At 71.2% G+C, this 16,180-nt stretch carries 16 protein-coding genes; 3 read left to right on the forward strand and 13 right to left on the reverse strand.

The annotated features are described in order from the left end of the window. Positions 1 to 135 precede the first annotated feature (135 nt). Entirely contained in the window at positions 136 to 1,467 is a 1,332-nt protein-coding gene (locus OOK31_RS08145; RefSeq protein WP_267011660.1) for a class I SAM-dependent RNA methyltransferase, read from the reverse strand. A 130-nt stretch (positions 1,468 to 1,597) separates the two neighbouring features. Continuing rightward, the gene (locus tag OOK31_RS08150; RefSeq protein WP_267011661.1) at positions 1,598 to 3,652 is read right to left on the reverse strand and encodes an APC family permease; all 2,055 of its coding nucleotides are present in this window, start codon (positions 3,650 to 3,652) and stop codon (positions 1,598 to 1,600) included. Between the two features lie 210 nt (positions 3,653 to 3,862). Here OOK31_RS08150 and OOK31_RS08155 point away from each other — a divergent pair, with 210 nt between their 5' ends. Next, positions 3,863 to 4,531 carry a TrkA family potassium uptake protein gene (locus OOK31_RS08155; protein WP_267011662.1) on the forward strand — a complete coding sequence of 223 codons (669 nt, stop codon included), beginning with the start codon at positions 3,863 to 3,865 and terminating at the stop codon, positions 4,529 to 4,531. Continuing rightward, positions 4,528 to 5,190 carry a TrkA family potassium uptake protein gene (locus OOK31_RS08160; protein WP_267011663.1) on the forward strand — a complete coding sequence of 221 codons (663 nt, stop codon included), beginning with the start codon at positions 4,528 to 4,530 and terminating at the stop codon, positions 5,188 to 5,190. Before OOK31_RS08155 ends, OOK31_RS08160 begins: the two co-directional genes overlap by 4 nt. 86 nt (positions 5,191 to 5,276) lie before the next feature. Here the strand turns inward: OOK31_RS08160 and OOK31_RS08165 are convergent, their stop codons facing one another. From OOK31_RS08165 to OOK31_RS08195, 7 genes are all read right to left on the reverse strand, one after another. Continuing rightward, positions 5,277 to 5,993, reverse strand: coding sequence for a DUF3159 domain-containing protein (locus tag OOK31_RS08165; RefSeq protein ID WP_267011664.1), 717 nt, complete (start codon positions 5,991 to 5,993; stop codon positions 5,277 to 5,279). Positions 5,994 to 5,996: 3 nt separating this feature from the next. Beyond that, positions 5,997 to 6,416 carry an OB-fold nucleic acid binding domain-containing protein gene (locus OOK31_RS08170; protein WP_125816976.1) on the reverse strand — a complete coding sequence of 140 codons (420 nt, stop codon included), beginning with the start codon at positions 6,414 to 6,416 and terminating at the stop codon, positions 5,997 to 5,999. Between the two features lie 25 nt (positions 6,417 to 6,441). After that, positions 6,442 to 7,128 (reverse strand): response regulator, encoded by a 687-nt coding sequence (locus OOK31_RS08175; protein WP_267011665.1) that lies wholly within the window; start codon positions 7,126 to 7,128, stop codon positions 6,442 to 6,444. Further along, positions 7,125 to 9,764 (reverse strand): DUF4118 domain-containing protein, encoded by a 2,640-nt coding sequence (locus OOK31_RS08180; protein WP_267011666.1) that lies wholly within the window; start codon positions 9,762 to 9,764, stop codon positions 7,125 to 7,127. Before OOK31_RS08180 ends, OOK31_RS08175 begins: the two co-directional genes overlap by 4 nt. A gap of 163 nt (positions 9,765 to 9,927) precedes the next feature. Further along, on the reverse strand, positions 9,928 to 10,710 hold the full coding sequence (locus OOK31_RS08185) for a DUF3710 domain-containing protein (RefSeq protein WP_267011667.1): 783 nt from the start codon (positions 10,708 to 10,710) through the stop codon (positions 9,928 to 9,930). Between the two features lies 1 nt (position 10,711). Next, positions 10,712 to 11,248, reverse strand: coding sequence for a dUTP diphosphatase (gene dut / locus OOK31_RS08190; RefSeq protein WP_267011668.1), 537 nt, complete (start codon positions 11,246 to 11,248; stop codon positions 10,712 to 10,714). Next, the gene (locus tag OOK31_RS08195; protein ID WP_267011669.1) at positions 11,248 to 11,832 is read right to left on the reverse strand and encodes a PaaI family thioesterase; all 585 of its coding nucleotides are present in this window, start codon (positions 11,830 to 11,832) and stop codon (positions 11,248 to 11,250) included. Before OOK31_RS08195 ends, dut begins: the two co-directional genes overlap by 1 nt. A 58-nt stretch (positions 11,833 to 11,890) precedes the next feature. Between OOK31_RS08195 and OOK31_RS08200 the strand changes: the two genes are divergently transcribed. After that, on the forward strand, positions 11,891 to 12,376 hold the full coding sequence (locus tag OOK31_RS08200) for a DUF3093 domain-containing protein (RefSeq protein ID WP_267011670.1): 486 nt from the start codon (positions 11,891 to 11,893) through the stop codon (positions 12,374 to 12,376). A 39-nt stretch (positions 12,377 to 12,415) separates the two neighbouring features. On the opposite strand, the gene OOK31_RS08205 is transcribed toward OOK31_RS08200, so the two are convergent. The 4 genes from OOK31_RS08205 to OOK31_RS08220 all read right to left on the reverse strand — a co-directional run bounded on the left by OOK31_RS08205 (position 12,416) and on the right by OOK31_RS08220 (position 15,949). Further along, positions 12,416 to 13,351, reverse strand: coding sequence for a hypothetical protein (locus OOK31_RS08205; protein WP_267011671.1), 936 nt, complete (start codon positions 13,349 to 13,351; stop codon positions 12,416 to 12,418). Between the two features lie 10 nt (positions 13,352 to 13,361). Next, positions 13,362 to 13,658, reverse strand: a complete 297-nt coding sequence (locus tag OOK31_RS08210) for a DUF4193 domain-containing protein (protein ID WP_267011672.1) — start codon at positions 13,656 to 13,658, stop codon at positions 13,362 to 13,364. Positions 13,659 to 14,042: 384 nt separating this feature from the next. Continuing rightward, a complete protein-coding gene (locus OOK31_RS08215; RefSeq protein ID WP_267011673.1) occupies positions 14,043 to 15,290 on the reverse strand; it encodes a HAMP domain-containing sensor histidine kinase in 1,248 nt (415 codons plus the stop codon). 5 nt (positions 15,291 to 15,295) lie between these two features. Next, entirely contained in the window at positions 15,296 to 15,949 is a 654-nt protein-coding gene (locus tag OOK31_RS08220; RefSeq protein WP_030036265.1) for a response regulator transcription factor, read from the reverse strand. Positions 15,950 to 16,180: the final 231 nt, after the last annotated feature.

The raw sequence follows: 16,180 nt of genomic DNA on the forward strand, positions 1-16,180 counted from the left end.
TCACCGGCCACCCCGGCAAGGCCACCGATTCGGCCGCCCGCCGGGACCCGCCACGGGGCGACCTCGAGGAACCGAACCGCCGCCCGGGGCGCCGCACGTCGCCGACGACGCCGCACACCACCCCGAACCGCGGGGTCAGGCGTCCTTCGCGACCCGCTCCAGAATCGCCACGCACTCGACGTGGTGCGTCATCGGGAAGAGGTCGAAGACGCGGAGGGTGCGGACCTTGTAGCCGTGGTCCTTGAAGTAGCCGAGGTCGCGGGCCAGGGCCGCCGGGTCGCAGGCGACGTAGGCGATGCGGCGGGCGGAGAGGCCCGCGATGTGGCGGACCGTCTGCTTGCCGGCGCCCGCGCGCGGGGGGTCGAGGACGACGAGGTCGCACTCGGTGATGCCGGTCTTCGGGAGGATCTGCTCGACCTTGCCCTGCTCGATGCGGACCCGGGGGAAGTCCGCCAGGTTGTGCCGGGCGTCCTCCACCGCGCGCTTCGTCGACTCGATGCCGAGGACGGCCCCGGTGTCGCCGAGGCGCTCCGCCAGGGCGCCCGCGAAGATGCCGACGCCGCAGTAGAGGTCGAGGGCCATCTCGCCCTTGCGCGGCATCAGGCCCTGCATGACGGCCTTGATCAGGGTGTCGGCGGCCTGCGGGTGGACCTGCCAGAAGCCGCCCATGCCGACGCGGTACGTACGGCCGTCGGCGCGCTCGCGCACGAAGGGGCGGCCGTGGACGCGGTGGACCCCGCCGTCCTTCTCCTCGACGCGCAGGACCGAGACGGGCTTGTCCAGCTCGACCAGCGGGAGGCGGCCGCCGGGGCGGGGGGTGAGGACGACCTGGCGGTCGCCGGAGCCGGAGGCGGCGATGGCCTCGACCGAGGCCATCTGCGGCCAGTCCTGCTTCTCGATGCCGAGTTCCGAGACGCCGGGGGCGGCGATCATGCAGTGGTCGATCAACTCGATGTCGTGCGAGCGGTGCTTGCGCAGGCCGGCGTTGCCGTCCTCGTCGATCGCGAACTGCACGCGGGTGCGCCACTGCGGGACCTGCCCGGCGGGCAGCTTGTCGCCCTCGGCCGGCATGACGGTGCCGTCCCAGCCGGCCTCCTCCGGGGTGAGGCCGGCGAGCCGCTTCAGCTGCTCGGCGACGACCTCGCCCTTGAGCCGGCGCTGGGCGCCCGGCTTGGCGTGCTGCCAGTCGCAGCCGCCGCACTTGCCGGGGCCGGCGTACTTGCAGGGGGCCTCGACGCGGTCCTTGGAGGCCTCCAACACGGTGATCGCGTCGGCGCGCAGGAAGCGGGAGTCGCTCTCGCCCTCCGTCACGCGCGCGACGACCTTCTCGCCGGGCAGCGTGTGGCGGACGAACAGGACACGGCCGTCCGCGGTACGGGCGATGCAGTGGCCGCCGTGCGCGACGGGGCCGACCTCGACCTCGTACTCCTCCCCGACCAGTGACTGCTTCTCGTTCTGCTCGGTCATGGTGGGGAGACTCCAAGGAGGGAAGGAAGAGTGGATCGAAAGTGGATCGAGTGGGGCCAAAGGGAACGGCCGGACGACCGACCCACCAGTTTACGTGGATCTCGTCCGGCCGTTCACCAACCCTTCGCGGCTACTTCGCCGCCGGGTCCTTCGGGCGCGGGCGCGGGGTGTCGACGGGCCCGCGGCGCACGGCGCCCGGGGCGTTCCACTCCTGGCGCTTCTTGGCCCGCCGCTTGGCGAGCTCCGAGGACTCCAGCTGGTAGGGCACCGAGGTGACCATCACGCCGGGCGTGAAGAGCAGCCGGCCCTTGAGGCGCAGGGCGCTCTGGTTGTGCAGCAGGTGCTCGTACCAGCGGCCGACGACGTACTCGGGGATGTACACGCTGACGGCGTCGCGCGGGTTCTCGCTGCGCAGCCCCTTGACGTACTCGACCACGGGCCGGGTGATCTCGCGGTAGGGCGAGTCGAGGATCTTCAGCGGGACGTTGATCCCGCGCCGTTCCCACTCCGCCTTGAGGGCCTTGGTCTCGGCCGGGTCGACGCTGATGCTGAGCGCCTCCAGGGTGTCCGAGCGGGTGAGCTTGGCGAAGGCCAGGGCGCGCAGCGTGGGCTTGTGGACCTTGGAGACCAGGACGATGGAGTGGACCCGGGAGGGGCGCACGCTGTCGTCGCTGGGGCCTTCGGCCGCCGCGATCTCGTCGGCGACCCGGTCGTAGTGCTTGCGGATCGCCGTCATGGTTCCGTAGAAGATCAGCATGCCGAGCAGGGCGACCCAGGCGCCGTGGGTGAACTTGGTCGCCAGGACGACGACCAGCACCATGCCGGTGAAGAAGGCGCCGAAGGTGTTGATGGCCCGCGAGCGGTGCATCCGGCGGCGGACGGCCTGGTCCTTCTCGCTGCGCAGGTGGCGGTTCCAGTGCCGGACCATGCCGATCTGGCTCAGCGTGAAGGAGACGAACACGCCGACGATGTAGAGCTGGATCAGCTTGGTGGAGTCGGCGTCGTAGATCCACACCAGCAGGATGGCGGCGCCCGCGAGGAGCACGATGCCGTTGGAGAAGGCCAGCCGGTCGCCGCGGGTGTGCAGCTGGCGCGGCAGGTAGCGGTCCTGGGCGAGGATCGAGCCGAGCAGCGGGAAGCCGTTGTAGGCGGTGTTCGCGGCCAGGAACAGGACGAGCGCGGTGGCGGTGGCGAGCACGATGAACAGGAAGCTGCCGTTGCCGAAGACGGCCTCGGCGACCTGGGAGATCACCGGGTGCTGGACGAAGTCGTCGCCGACGGGGACGCCGTTGTCGAGCAGGTTGGTGGCCGGGGTCTCGGCCATCTTGACGTCGGTGGCCATGGCCAGGCCGATGATCCCGCAGAACATGGTGACGGCCAGGCCGCCCATGAGGGCGAGGGTGCTGGCGGCGTTCTTGCTCTTGGGCTTGCGGAAGGCCGGTACGCCGTTGCTGATCGCCTCGACGCCGGTCAGGGCGGCGCAGCCGGAGGAGAAGGCCCGCAGCAGCAGGAAGACGAGTGCGAAGCCGGCGAGTCCCTGGTGCTCGGCCTTGATCTCCAGGCCGGCGGTGGGGGCCTCCATCGTGTCGTCCATGACGAGGCCGCGCCAGGCACCCCAGGCGATCATGACGAACACGGCGCCGACGAACACGTACGTCGGGATGGCGAAGAGTTTTCCGGATTCCTTCACGCCGCGCAGATTCATCAGCGTGAGCAGCAGAATCATGACGACCGCCGAGAGCACCTTGTGCTCGATGACGAAATCGACGGCGGAGCCGAGATTCTCCACGCCGGAGGAGATCGACACGGCGACGGTGAGGACGTAGTCGACGAGCAGGGCGCTCGCCACGGTCAGTCCGGCCTTGGGCCCGAGGTTGGTGTTGGCGACCTCGTAGTCGCCGCCTCCGCTGGGGTAGGCGTGGACGTTCTGCCGGTACGAGGCGACCACCGTGAACATCAGCACGACGACCGCGACCGCGATCCAGGGGCTGAAGCGGTACGCCGACACACCGGCGATCGACAGGACCAGCAGGACTTCGCCGGGGGCATATGCCACCGAGGAGAGCGGGTCGGATGCGAACACAGGGAGGGCGATCCGCTTGGGGAGCAGCGTTTCCCCGAGGCGGTCGCTGCGTAGCGCCCGGCCGATCAGGATCCGTTTGGGCACGTCGGTCAGTTTGGACACGCAGAGGATCGTAAGCGTTCGAAATCCGACTGACGAACCCCCCGCCCCTTATCCGGGGCAATGAGCCGCCAATGAGGCCCCGCCTGGACCCCAAAGGGGCACACTGGTGACCGCCCGTGTGTAGCTTGGGCCATGGTCTGAGACCCTGTTTAGCCAGAGCATGCAATGAGGCTGGAAACCAGCGAGCCGCTGTCAGCCGGAAGGACGGCCGTGCACATCGTCATCATGGGTTGCGGAAGAGTGGGCTCCGCCCTCGCGCAGACCCTGGAACAGCAGGGTCACACGGTCGCCGTCGTCGACCAGGACCCCACCGCATTCCGCCGGCTCGGGGCTTCCTTCGGCGGCCGCCGCGTCACCGGGGTCGGCTTCGACCAGGACACCCTGCGCGAGGCCGGGATCGAGGAGGCGGGCGCCTTCGCAGCGGTCAGCAGTGGTGACAATTCCAACATCATCGCCGCCCGCGTGGCGCGCGAGATGTTCGGCGTCGAGAACGTCGCCGCCCGCATCTACGACCCCAAGCGCGCCGAGGTCTACCAGCGGCTCGGCATCCCCACCGTCGCGACCGTACGGTGGACCGCCGACCAGATGCTGCGCCGTCTCCTGCCCTCGGGCGCGGAGCCGCTGTGGCGCGACCCGAGCGGCGGCGTCCAGCTCGCCGAGGTGCACACCTCGGCCGCCTGGATCGGCCACAAGGTCAGCCAGCTCCAGGAGGAGACGGGCGTGCGGGTCGCGTTCCTCACCCGGCTGGGCGAGGCGATGCTCCCGACGTCGGCGACCGTCCTCCAGGAGGGCGACCTCGTCCACGTGATGATGCGCACAGACGAGATCGACAAGGTCGAGGCGGCCTTCGCCGAGGGTCCTGAGGAGGCACACGCATGAGGGTCGCGATCGCCGGAGCAGGGGCCGTCGGCCGTTCCATCGCGGGCGAGCTGCTGGAGAACGGCCACGAGGTGCTCCTCGTGGACAAGGCTCCGACCGCCATCTCGGTGGAGCGGGTACCCCAGGCGGAGTGGCTGCTGGCCGACGCCTGCGAGATCACCTCGCTCGACGAGGCGGCGCTCCAGCGCTGCAACGTGGTCATCGCCGCCACCGGTGACGACAAGGTCAACCTCGTCGTCTCCCTCCTCGCCAAGACCGAGTACGGGGTCCCCCGGGTCGTGGCGCGGGTGAACAACCCGAAGAACGAGTGGCTCTTCAACGAGTCCTGGGGCGTCGACGTCGCGGTCTCCACGCCGCGCCTGATGTCGGCCCTGGTCGAGGAGGCCGTCAGCGTCGGCGACCTGGTGCGCCTGCTGCGCTTCAGCCACGGCGACGCCAACCTCGTCGAGCTGACCCTGCCGCCCGACTCCTCGGTCGCGGGCACCCAGATCAGCGAGATCGCCTGGCCCGAGGACACCTCGCTGGTCACGATCATCCGGGGCAACCGGGTCCTCACCCCGCACGGCGAGGAGACCCTGGAGCCGGGCGACGAGCTCCTCTTCGTGGCCGCCCAGGCCCGCGAGGAGCAGCTGGAGGACCTCCTCCAGGCCCGCAACTAGTCCTGCGGACACGACGGAGGGGCGGGGCCGACCTTGATGGTCGGCCCCGCCCCTCCGTCGTCACAGGTGCGGCTCCGTCGCCCGGCTCAGGCCTTCTTCTCCCGGGCGGCCAGCTCCTCGGCCTCGTACTCCGCGATGACGTCGATCGGCGGCGGCGCCTTCGCCAGGAAGACCCAGGTGAAGTACACGGCCAGCACCATCGGCGGGAGCTTGAGCGCGATCAGCACCCAGCCCAGCTGCGTCGCGTCGCCCCACCAGTACAGCGGGAAGAGGATCGCGTACTTGGCGAGGAAGATCAGGCCCCAGGCCAGGCTGGCCTTGGTGTACGCCTTCTTGCGGCCCGGGTTGCGGGTGCGCCAGGACAGGTTCTCCTTGAAGACCGGCCCCAGGATCACGCCCAGCAGCGGGAAGCCCACCAGCGCCGAGACCGTGAAGGCCACGCCCAGGCCGACGCCGTAGATCATGCCCGGCAGGTAGAAGCCCTTGGCGCTGCCCGTGAAGAGGGCGAAGGCCACGCCCACGCCCACGCCGAAGACCCCGCTGAAGGCGTGCTTGACGGTGTCCTTGCGCAGCAGTCGGACGATCACCAGCAGCACGGCGACCGCGCCCGCCGCGATGGCCGACAGCTTCACGTCCTTGTTGATCGTGTAGATCATCACGAAGAGCAGGCCGGGGAGCATCGTCTCCACGGTGCCCCGGATGCCGCCGAAGGCATCGAAGAGCGCCGCCTGGGTCACGGCCTTCTGGTCGTCGGTGGGCCCGGCGTCAGGATCTGGGGTGGTCGGTCTGTCGAGTGACGTCACCGGTTAGTGCTCCTGTCCGAGCGGTCGGAGTTCGTACTTCGGGTTGAAGAGGACCCGGCGCCCATGACTCATCGAGATGCGCCCGGAGGCGATCATGCGCCGGCCGGGCTCGATTCCCACGATCGAGCGACGCCCGAGCCAGACCACGTCCAGTGCGGCCGAGCCGTCGAACAGCTCCGCCTCCAGCGCGGGCACGCCCGCACGGGGCCGCAGGGTGACCGTACGCAGGGTTCCGGTCACCTTGACTATCTGGCGGTCGTGGCAGTCGCAGATCCGCGTGCACCCCGCGGCTTCTGCGTCCTCCTGCAGCTCCGCCGAATGCAGCTCCTCCTGCGAGGTGGAAAGCCGTTCGATCATCCGGCGGAACCGGCCCGCCGGCCTGGCCGGTTTCGCGGGCTTCTCGGGACGCGGTTCAGCACTCATACAAGGAAGCGTACCGGCGCCCCCACTACCTCTCGAAGCGGTATCCCATGCCCGGTTCGGTGATGAAGTGCCGCGGGTGCGAGGGGTCCGCCTCCAGCTTGCGGCGCAGCTGCGCCATGTAGACCCGCAGGTAGTTGGTCTCCGTGCCGTAGGAGGGCCCCCAGACCTCCTGGAGCAGCTGCTTCTGGCTGACCAGCTTGCCGCCGTTGCGCACGAGCACCTCCAGCAGGTGCCATTCCGTGGGGGTCAGGCGTACGTCGCGCCCCGCGCGCACCGCCTTCTTCGCGGCGAGGTCCACCGTGAAGCCCTCGGTCTCCACGACCACCTCGTCCTCCCCGGCGCCCGCGGAGGGCTCGGCCCGGCGGACGGCCGCCCGCAGCCGGGCCAGCAGCTCGTCCATGCCGAAGGGCTTGGTGACGTAGTCGTCTGCGCCCGCGTCGAGCGCCTCGACCTTCTCGTCGGAGCTGTGCCGGGCGGAGAGGACCAGGATCGGCACCCGGGTCCAGCCGCGGAGCCCCTTGATCACCTCGACCCCGTCCATGTCGGGCAGGCCGAGGTCGAGGACCACCACGTCGGGGTGGCGGGCGGCGGCCAGTTCCAGGGCTCCCGCCCCGTCGGCGGCGGCGTCGACCTCGTACTTGCGCGCCTTGAGGTTGATCACGAGGGCTCGGACGATCTGGGGTTCGTCGTCCACCACGAGCACCCGGGTCATTGGGGTCCTGCTTTCTGTCGTTCGGGTCCTGCCTGCCCTGCTGCGTCAACGTCCGCCGGGTCCTCCCCGGTTCCGGGCGCCCGCGCCCGGGTGCGGCCCTCGGCGTCCACCGTGACCCGGGCGGGCGGGCCGCCCCGGGGCACCGCGCGCAGGGTGAGCACCATGGTCAGCCCGCCCCCGGGGGTGTCCTCGGCCGTGAGGGCGCCGTCCATGGCCTCGGCGAAGCCGCGGGCCACCGCCAGGCCCAGGCCCACCCCGGCGCCGCGCGGGGCGTCCCCGTGGCGCTGGAAGGGGGCGAAGATCCGGTCCTTGGCCTCGTCGGGCACTCCGGGGCCCCGGTCGACGACCCGTACTTCGACGCGGTCGCCGAGGAAGCTGGCCGCGACGAGCACGGGCTCCCCGCGCGGGCTGTACTTGACGGCGTTCTCCACCACGTTGGCCACGGACCGCTCCAGCAGCCCCGGGTCCACCGCCACCATCGGCAGGGTCTCCGGCACGTCGAGCAGCACGCTGTCCTCCGGTACGCCGCCCAGCGCCATCGGGACCACCTCGTCGAGGTCGATCTCCCGGATCAGCGGGGTCACGGTGCCGGTCTGGAGCCGCGACATGTCGAGCAGGTTGCCGACCAGGTGGTCGAGCCGGTCGGCGCCGTGCTCGATGCCCTCCAGCAGTTCGGCCCGGTCCTCCTCGGACCAGTCCACGTCGTCGGAGCGCAAGGAGGACACCGAGGCCTTGATGGAGGCCAGGGGCGTGCGCAGGTCATGGCTGACGGCGGCCAGCAGGGCGGTCCGGATCCGGTTGCCCTCGGCGAGGCTGCGCGCCTCCTCGGCCTGCCCGACGAGCCGCTGCCGGTCGAGGGCCACGGCGGCCTGGGCGGCGAAGGCGCCCAGCACCCGGCGGTCCTCGGCGGGCAGGACCCGCCCGGACAGGGCCAGGGCCATGTGGTCGCCGATCGGCATGTCCACATCGGCGTCCTCGGGCCGGGCGGCCGGCCGGGGCCCCACGCTGCCGGCCCGCGTCCACGGCTCGGTGTCGCCCGCCCGCTCCAGCAGGGCCACCGACTCCATCGCGAAGGTCTCGCGCACCCGCTCCAGCAGCGCCCCCAGGGCCGTCTCCCCGCGCAGCACGCTCCCGGCCAGGAAGGAGAGGATCTCGGACTCGGCGCGCAGCCGCGCGGCCTGGTGCGTGCGCCGGGCGGCGAGGTCCACGACGGAGGCCACCGAGACCGCGACGCCGAAGAAGACGGCGATGGCCATGATGTTCTTCGGGTCGGAGACGGTGAACCGGTGCAGCGGCGGGGCGAAGAAGTAGTTCAGCAGCAGCGAGCCGCAGGCGGCGGAGGCGAGGGCGGGCCAGAGCCCGCCGAGCAGTGCGGCCGCCACCGTCAGGGCGAGGAAGAGCAGCATGTCGTTGGCGAGGCCGGGGTCGGCGTCGACGTGGGTGAGCAGCAGGCACAGCAGCACCGGGCAGACCACGCCCACCAGCCAGCCGGCCACGATCCGCGTCCGCCCCAGCCGGGCCGCCGAGCGGGCGACGGGCAGTCCGCGCCCCTTGGCGACCTCCTCGTGGGTGACGATGTGCACGTCGAGGTCGGGCCCCGAGTCGCGGGCCACGGTGGCGCCCACGCCGGGCCCCAGGACGTACTGCCAGGTCTTGCGCCGGCTGGAGCCCAGCACGATCTGGGTGGCGTTGACCCCGCGGGCGAAGGCGAGGAGCGCCTCGGGGATGTTGTCGCCGATCACATGGTGAAACGTTCCTCCCAGGTCCTCGACCAGGGTCCGCTGGACCGCGAGCTCCTTCGGGGAGGCGGAGGTCAGCCCGTCGCTGCGGGCGATGTAGACGGCGAGGATCTCGCTGCCGGAGCCCTTGGCGGCCATCCGGGAGGCCCGGCGGATGAGGGTGCGCCCCTCCGGTCCGCCGGTCAGGCCCACCACGATCCGCTCGCGCGCCTGCCAGGTGGAGCGGATGCCGTGCTCGCCCCGGTACTGCTGGAGGTACTCGTCGGCCCGGTCGGCCACCCACAGCAGCGCGAGTTCGCGCAGCGCGGTCAGGTTGCCCGGCCGGAAGTAGTTGGACAGGGCCGCGTCGACCTTGTCGGACTTGTATATGTTCCCGTGCGCCATCCGGCGGCGCAGGGCCTGCGGGGACATGTCGACCAGCTCGATCTGGTCGGCCCGGCGGACCACCTCGTCCGGCACCGTCTCCCGCTGCCGGACCCCGGTGATCGACTCCACCACGTCCCCGAGGGACTCCAGGTGCTGGATGTTCACGGTGGAGATCACGTCGATCCCGGCCCGCAGCAGCTCCTCCACGTCCTGCCAGCGCTTGGCGTTGCGCGAGCCGGGCACGTTGGTGTGCGCGAGCTCGTCCACCAGCGCCACGGCGGGCCTGCGGGCCAGCACGGCGTCGACGTCCATCTCCGTGAAGGCGGCGCCCCGGTAGGTCAGCGCCTTGCGCTCCACCTGTTCGAGGCCGTGCAGCATGACCTCGGTGCGCGGCCGGCCGTGGTGCTCGACGAAGCCGACGACGCAGTCGCCGCCCCGCTCCACCCGCCGGTGGCCTTCCGAGAGCATCGCGTACGTCTTGCCCACACCGGGTGCCGCGCCGAGATAGATCCTGAGTCTGCCGCGTCCCATGCGCTCATTCTCGGGGACGTCGCCGCAGTTCACGCACCGATGGACGGCCGCGGACCGATCCCTGACGCATCCCTGACGCGCCCGCCCGGCCCGGACGCGCGAAAGCCGGTGGGCCCGCCCCGAAGGAGCGGGCCCACCGGGCTGAACACCTCACGCGAAACGGTCAGCGGACCTCGGTGATCTCCGGGCCGCGCTCCAGCTGGCCCATGCCGCCGGAGAAGCGGGAGCTCTCCTGGTCCTCGGCCGTCTGCACGCCGTCCGGCACCATCTGGGCGTCGTTCGGCAGCTTCAGGACGATCGGGTCGCGCGGAGCCATGGGCCCGTCGCCGCGCAGGACGACGGTCTCCCGGAAGATCTGCTCCAGCACACCGGCCGACTCGGGGCGCACCGCGCCCTGGCCGGAGATGACGCCGCGCAGGAACCACCGCGGGCCGTCGACGCCGACGAAGCGCACCAGCTGTGCGCCGGTCTGCCCGTCGGGCAGCGGTACGGGAACCTGCGCGCGCAGCTCCCAGCCGAGCGGGCCTTCGACCTCGTCGATGATGCCGCCCTGCTGGGTGATGCCGGAGGCGATCTCGTCGCGGACCTCGCCCCAGATGCCCTCCTTCTTGGGCGCGGCGAAGGCCTGCAGTTGTACGGCACTGTCGCCGAGGACCACGGTGGCGGCCACGATCGCGTCACCCGCGACCTCGACCCGCAGCTCCATGCCCTCGACGCCGGGTACCAGGATGCCGCCCAGGTCAACCCGGCCGTCGGCCGGGTTGCCGGGCACCTCGTCGACGTCCCACGGGCCGTCGGGCCGCGGCGCCGGCGGCAGGTTCAGCCTGCGCGGCTTCGCGGTGTCGAGCTCGTCGGCGTCGTCCGGCTCATCGGCGCGCACGCCGTCGACCTGCTCGGCCGCGCCGCCGTCCTTGACGGAGTCGTTCTTCTTGCGACGTCCGAACACGTCACTGTCCTTCCCGGTCGGTAACGACCGAAGCGTAGCCATTCCCACCCTGCTGACCAGCGCCGGATCCGGCCACGGCCGCATGACCGCCGGTGGAGCCGAAACCCCCATCGGCCCGGGCCGAGCCGGGGAGCTCCTCCACCTCGTGGAAGCGCACCTTCTCGACCCGCTGGACAACCAGCTGGGCAATGCGGTCGAAACGCTCGAACCTGACGCTCTCGCGCGGGTCGAGATTGACCACGATCACCTTGATTTCCCCACGGTACCCGGCATCCACCGTCCCCGGGGCATTCACGAGCGCGAGCCCGCAGCGGGCGGCCAGGCCGGAGCGCGGGTGCACGAAGGCCGCGTACCCGTCGGGCAGGGCGATGGACACGCCGGTGGGCAGGACCGCCCGCTCCCCGGGCTCCAGCTCGGCGGCGACGGTGGTCACCAGGTCGCAGCCGGCGTCGCCGGGGTGCCCGTAGGCGGGGAGCGGGACCTCGGGGTCGACGCGGCGGATCAGTACGTCGACCGGTGCATGGTTGTTCTGGGACATCAGGGGTTCACCTCGAAGGCGCGTGCGCGCCTGACCTGGTCCGGGTCGGCCATCGCCGCCCGGATCTCCTCGGGACGGCCGTTGTCGATGAAGTGGTCGACCTTCACCTCGATGAACAGGGCGTCGGCACGCACCGCGACCGGGCCCTGCGGGCCGCCTATCCGGCCCACCGCCGTGGAGTAGATCTTCCGTCCGGCGACGGCGGTGACCTCGGCCTCCAGGTACAGCACGGTGTCCACGGGCACGGGCCGCACGAAGTCGGTCTCCAGCCGGCCGGTCACCGCGATGACGCGCAGCAGCCAGTTCAGGGAGCCCAGCGTCTCGTCGAGCGCGGTGGCCAGCACGCCGCCGTGGGCGAGGCCGGGCGCTCCCTGGTGGGCGGGCTTGACGGTGAACTCGGCGGTGACGCGTACGCCCTCACCCGCGCGGGCCTCCAGGTGGAGTCCGTGGGGCTGGCCCTCGCCGCAGCCGAAACAGTGCTCGTAGTGCGCGCCGAGGAGTTCGCCGGGTGCCGGGGCATCGGGATGCCTGACCGGCGCGGTGGCATCGGCCGGGGGCGTCAACGTTGTGTTTCGTCCACTCACAGCCGCTGACCTTACCCGCGCGGCTACCCGCCGGTCGCCTCGTGGCAGGCTTGCCTGTATGCAGCTCTCCCCCGCGCACCACGACGAACGCCTGTCCGCCCCCCGCTCCTGGTGGGGCATCGCCGCCCTGACCGGGCTGGCGTGCGCGCTGATGCTGCTGCCGCTGGGCACGCTGCCGCTGCTGGCCGGGCTGGTGGGCGGCGCCGCGCTGACGGGGATGCTGGTGAGCTCGTACGGTTCCGCGCGTGTGCGGGTGGTGAACGGCTCCCTGGTGGCGGCCGACGCCCGGATCCCGGTGGCGGCGCTGGGCGAGCCCGAGGTGCTGGAGGCGGAGGAGGCCCGCGCCTGGCGCACGTACAAGGCCGACATGCGCGCCTTCATGCTGATGCGCAGCTACGTCCCGACGGCGGTCCGCGTCGAGGTCACCGACCCGGCGGACCCGACCCCGTACGTGTACGTCTCCACCCGCGAGCCCCGGGCCCTGGCGGCGGCGATCCGCGCGGCCAAGGAGCAGGACGCGGCGACGGGCCCCGCCGGCGCGTGAGGCACCGGGGTCCGGGGCGGGGGCCCCGGGTGGCCCGCGTCAGTCCTGCTTGCCGGGTTCCGGGCCCTCCAGTGCCGCCCTGAGGGCCCCGGGAAGGGGCTGGGAGGGCTGCTCCAGGGGCGGCAGGGCGGGGAGGGCATCCCACGCCACGGCTCGCGTCCGCAGGTCCGTACGCACCTTCTCGGCGAGTTTCCGCGTGTCGCGGCGGTTCATGACCGCTCCGACGGCGGCGCCCACCATGAAGGGCATGAGGTTGGGCAGGTTGCGGAACATCCGCTTCATGATCTGCTGGCGCAGCTCGCGCTTCATCTGACCGCCGAGCGCCACGTTCATGGTGGTCGGCTTGGTCAGGTCGATGCCCCGCTCCTCCGTCCAGGCGGTGAGGTAGGCGAGGCTGCGGTCCTTCAGGCCGCCCTGCGGACGCTGTCCGTAGACCTCGTGGAGCTCGGCGACGAGCTTGAGCTCGATCACGGCGACGCCGGTGATCTCCGCGGCCAGCTCCGCCGGCATGGCGGGCGGAACCGGCAGCATGGCCGCGGCGCCGATGCCCGCGCCGACGGTCGACGTGGCATTGCAGGCCCCGGCGATCAGCTTGTCCGCCAGCTGATCGGGGCCGAGGCCCGGGAACTGCGCGCGCAGCGTCGCGAGGTCCCGAACCGGAACGCGCGGTGCGTTCTCGATGATGCGGTCGGTGATGTACAGGGCGGCGGCTCTCGCCGTTTCACCGCCCTTGCGCACACCGTTCCTGACGGCTTGCAGCCGACGCGCCCCGGGCCTGCCCCGGGACCCCTCCTCGGCCGTGACGGCCGGTGGCACCGCCTCGGCGGTGTCGGAGGGCACGACAGTCGTTCCGTAGGCCGAGCCGCCGGGGGCCGCGGGACCCGTTTCCGGGTCCGTGGCTGCCGCCTCCTGCGTATCGGCCGGACCGCCCGATTTCCGGAAAACACGCTTCCGGAACGGCGTCGACCCTGTCACTGCCGAGGCCTCAGTCGCAGTCGCGGCAGATCGGCTGGCCGTCCTTCTCGCGGGCCAGCTGGCTGCGGTGGTGCACCAGGAAGCAGCTCATGCAGGTGAACTCATCGGCCTGCTTCGGGAGGACCCGGACGGCCAGTTCCTCGTTGGAAAGGTCGGCACCGGGCAGTTCGAGGCTCTCGGCGCCGTCGTAGTCCTCGGTGTCGACGCTCGAGGACGACTTCTCGCTGCGGCGGGCCTTCAGCTCCTCGATGCTGTCGTTGTCGACGTCATCGTCGGTCTTGCGTGGGGTGTCGTAGTCCGTTGCCATTTTTTCGCTCTCCCCCTCTGGGATTTAGCGGTGTCTCAGCGCACGTAACGCGCGAGAGGCCGGACTTGTGCCCGACCTGAGGCGGAGATTTTGCCTCACATCAAGGTCTGTTACTCAATCGACACCCAGCCGCGCACCCGAAGGTGCTTGTGGCTGGGATGACGACCGGGACCGTACACGGTCCGGGGGCCGTCTTGCACAAACGCCACCCCGTGTATTTCCCGCCATCAGGGGGGCCGGAAACCCGGACTTCCCGGGCTTTCCGGCCGTCCTGGGGTCACTGAACGCACATGACCCGACACTCGCCCATGTGATCGATCACACAGAGACCACCCTTCGCCCCGGACAACCGTTCCGCTGACAGCGAACAAGTTCCCGGGTGGATCAAAGGGGCAACGTGACACGCATCACGAGGCCACCGCCCTCGCGGGGCGTCGCGAGGATGCGTCCGCCGTGTGCGCGCGCCACAGAGCGCGCGATCGACAGACCGAGCCCCACACCCTTGTCACTGCCCGTGCGCTCCGTACGCAGCCGTCTGAAGGGCTCGAAGAGGTTGTCCACCTCGTACGCGGGAACCACTGGACCCGTGTTCGACACCAGGAGCACCGCCTGACCGTGCTGGGCCTCGGTCATGACCTCCACCCAGCCGCCCTCCGGCACGTTGTACCGGACGGCGTTCTGCACCAGGTTGAGGGCGATCCGCTCCAGCAGCACGCCGTTGCCCTGCACCACGGCCAGCGCGCGTTCGCCGCGGATCTCCACGCCCTTGGCGAGGGCCTCCCCGCGGGCCTGCTCGATGGCCCGCGAGGCCACCTCCGCCAGGTCGACCGGTTTTCGCTCGACGATCTGGTTCTCACTGCGGGCCAGCAGCAGCAGGCCCTCCACCAGCTGCTCGCTGCGCTCGTTGGTCGCCAGCAGCGTCTTGCCCAGCTGCTGGAGCTCCACCGGGGCGCCGGGGTCCGACAGGTGCACCTCCAGCAGCGTGCGGTTGATGGCCAGCGGGGTCCGCAGCTCGTGCGAGGCGTTGGCCACGAAGCGCTGCTGGGCGGTGAAGGCCCGCTCCAGCCGGTCCAGCATCTCGTCGAAGGTGTCGGCGAGCTCCTTGAGCTCGTCGTCCGGCCCGTCCAGCTCGATCCGCCGGGTCAGGTCGGAGCCGACCACGCGCCGGGCGGTGCGGGTGATCTTGCCCAGCGGCGAGAGCACCCGGCCGGCCATGGCGTAGCCGAAGGCGAAGGCGATGACGCTGAGGCCCAGCAGGGCCATCAGCGACCGGCTGAGCAGGTCGTCGAGCGCGTGCCGGCGCTGTTCGAGGATGCACTGGCCGATGGCGTTGTTGAACTGGTCGAACGACTGGTCGATGCCCACCACGCCGGGGCAGGTGCTGCTGGAGACCTTGACCTGCTGTCCGCCGACGATCTGGAACGGCAGCGCGTTGCCCTGCCGCAGGGCCTGGGCGGCCAGCAGGTAGATGATCGACAGCAGCAGGATCCCGGCGATCAGGAACATCCCGCCGTACAGCAGGGTGAGCCTTATCCGGATCGTCGGCCTCAGCCACGGGAAGGGACCCTCGGGCTGGCCGGGGTCCCAGGTCGGTTTCGGTGGCGCCGCCGGTGGCGCCGGGCTCGCGGTCATCCTCGTCAGATCCGGTATCCGGAACCGGGCACGGTGACGATGACGGGCGGCTCACCGAGCTTGCGGCGCAGGGTCATGACGGTCACCCGGACCACGTTGGTGAACGGGTCGGTGTTCTCGTCCCAGGCCTTCTCCAGCAGCTGTTCCGCGGAGACCACGGTCCCCTCGCTGCGCATGAGCACCTCCAGCACCGCGAACTCCTTGGGCGCCAGCTGCACCTCCCGGCCCTCGCGGAAGACCTCGCGCCGGTTCGGGTCCAGCTTGATGCCGGCCCGCTCCAGGACGGGGGGCAGCGCGACGGTCGTACGCCGGCCGAGCGCCCGGACCCGGGCGGTCAGCTCGGTGAAGGCGAAGGGCTTGGGCAGGTAGTCGTCCGCCCCCAGCTCCAGCCCCTCGACCCGGTCGCTCACATCGCCGGAGGCGGTCAGCATGAGCACCCGGGTGGGCATGCCGAGCTCGACGATCTTGCGGCAGACGTCGTCACCGTGCACCAGCGGAAGGTCCCGGTCGAGCACGACCACGTCGTAGTCGTTCACCCCGACGCGCTCCAGGGCGGCGGCGCCGTCGTACACGACGTCCACGGCCATGGCCTCCCGGCGCAGGCCGGTGGCCACCGCATCGGCGAGCAGCTGCTCGTCCTCGACGACGAGTACGCGCACGTCGTTTCCTTCCTTCGAGCCCAGAAGGGCACACGTGTATGGCGCGTCCATCCTGCCGGTTTCGGCCGTAAACCGGCTGTAAGGCGCCCTTGGGGGCCTCTCGGGACAGGTGTGCGGGAGGGAAGTGAGGATTCCCTCGCCTCACGAGGTTTCTGGGGCCGGGGGGCCGGGGAGGACGACAGAACACCCCAGCCACTCCCTGACGGCGGACTGCCACGTGCTCACCCGCCG

The organism is Streptomyces sp. NBC_00249, assembly GCF_026342355.1.
In the GTDB taxonomy this organism is placed as follows: Bacteria; Actinomycetota; Actinomycetes; order Streptomycetales; family Streptomycetaceae; genus Streptomyces.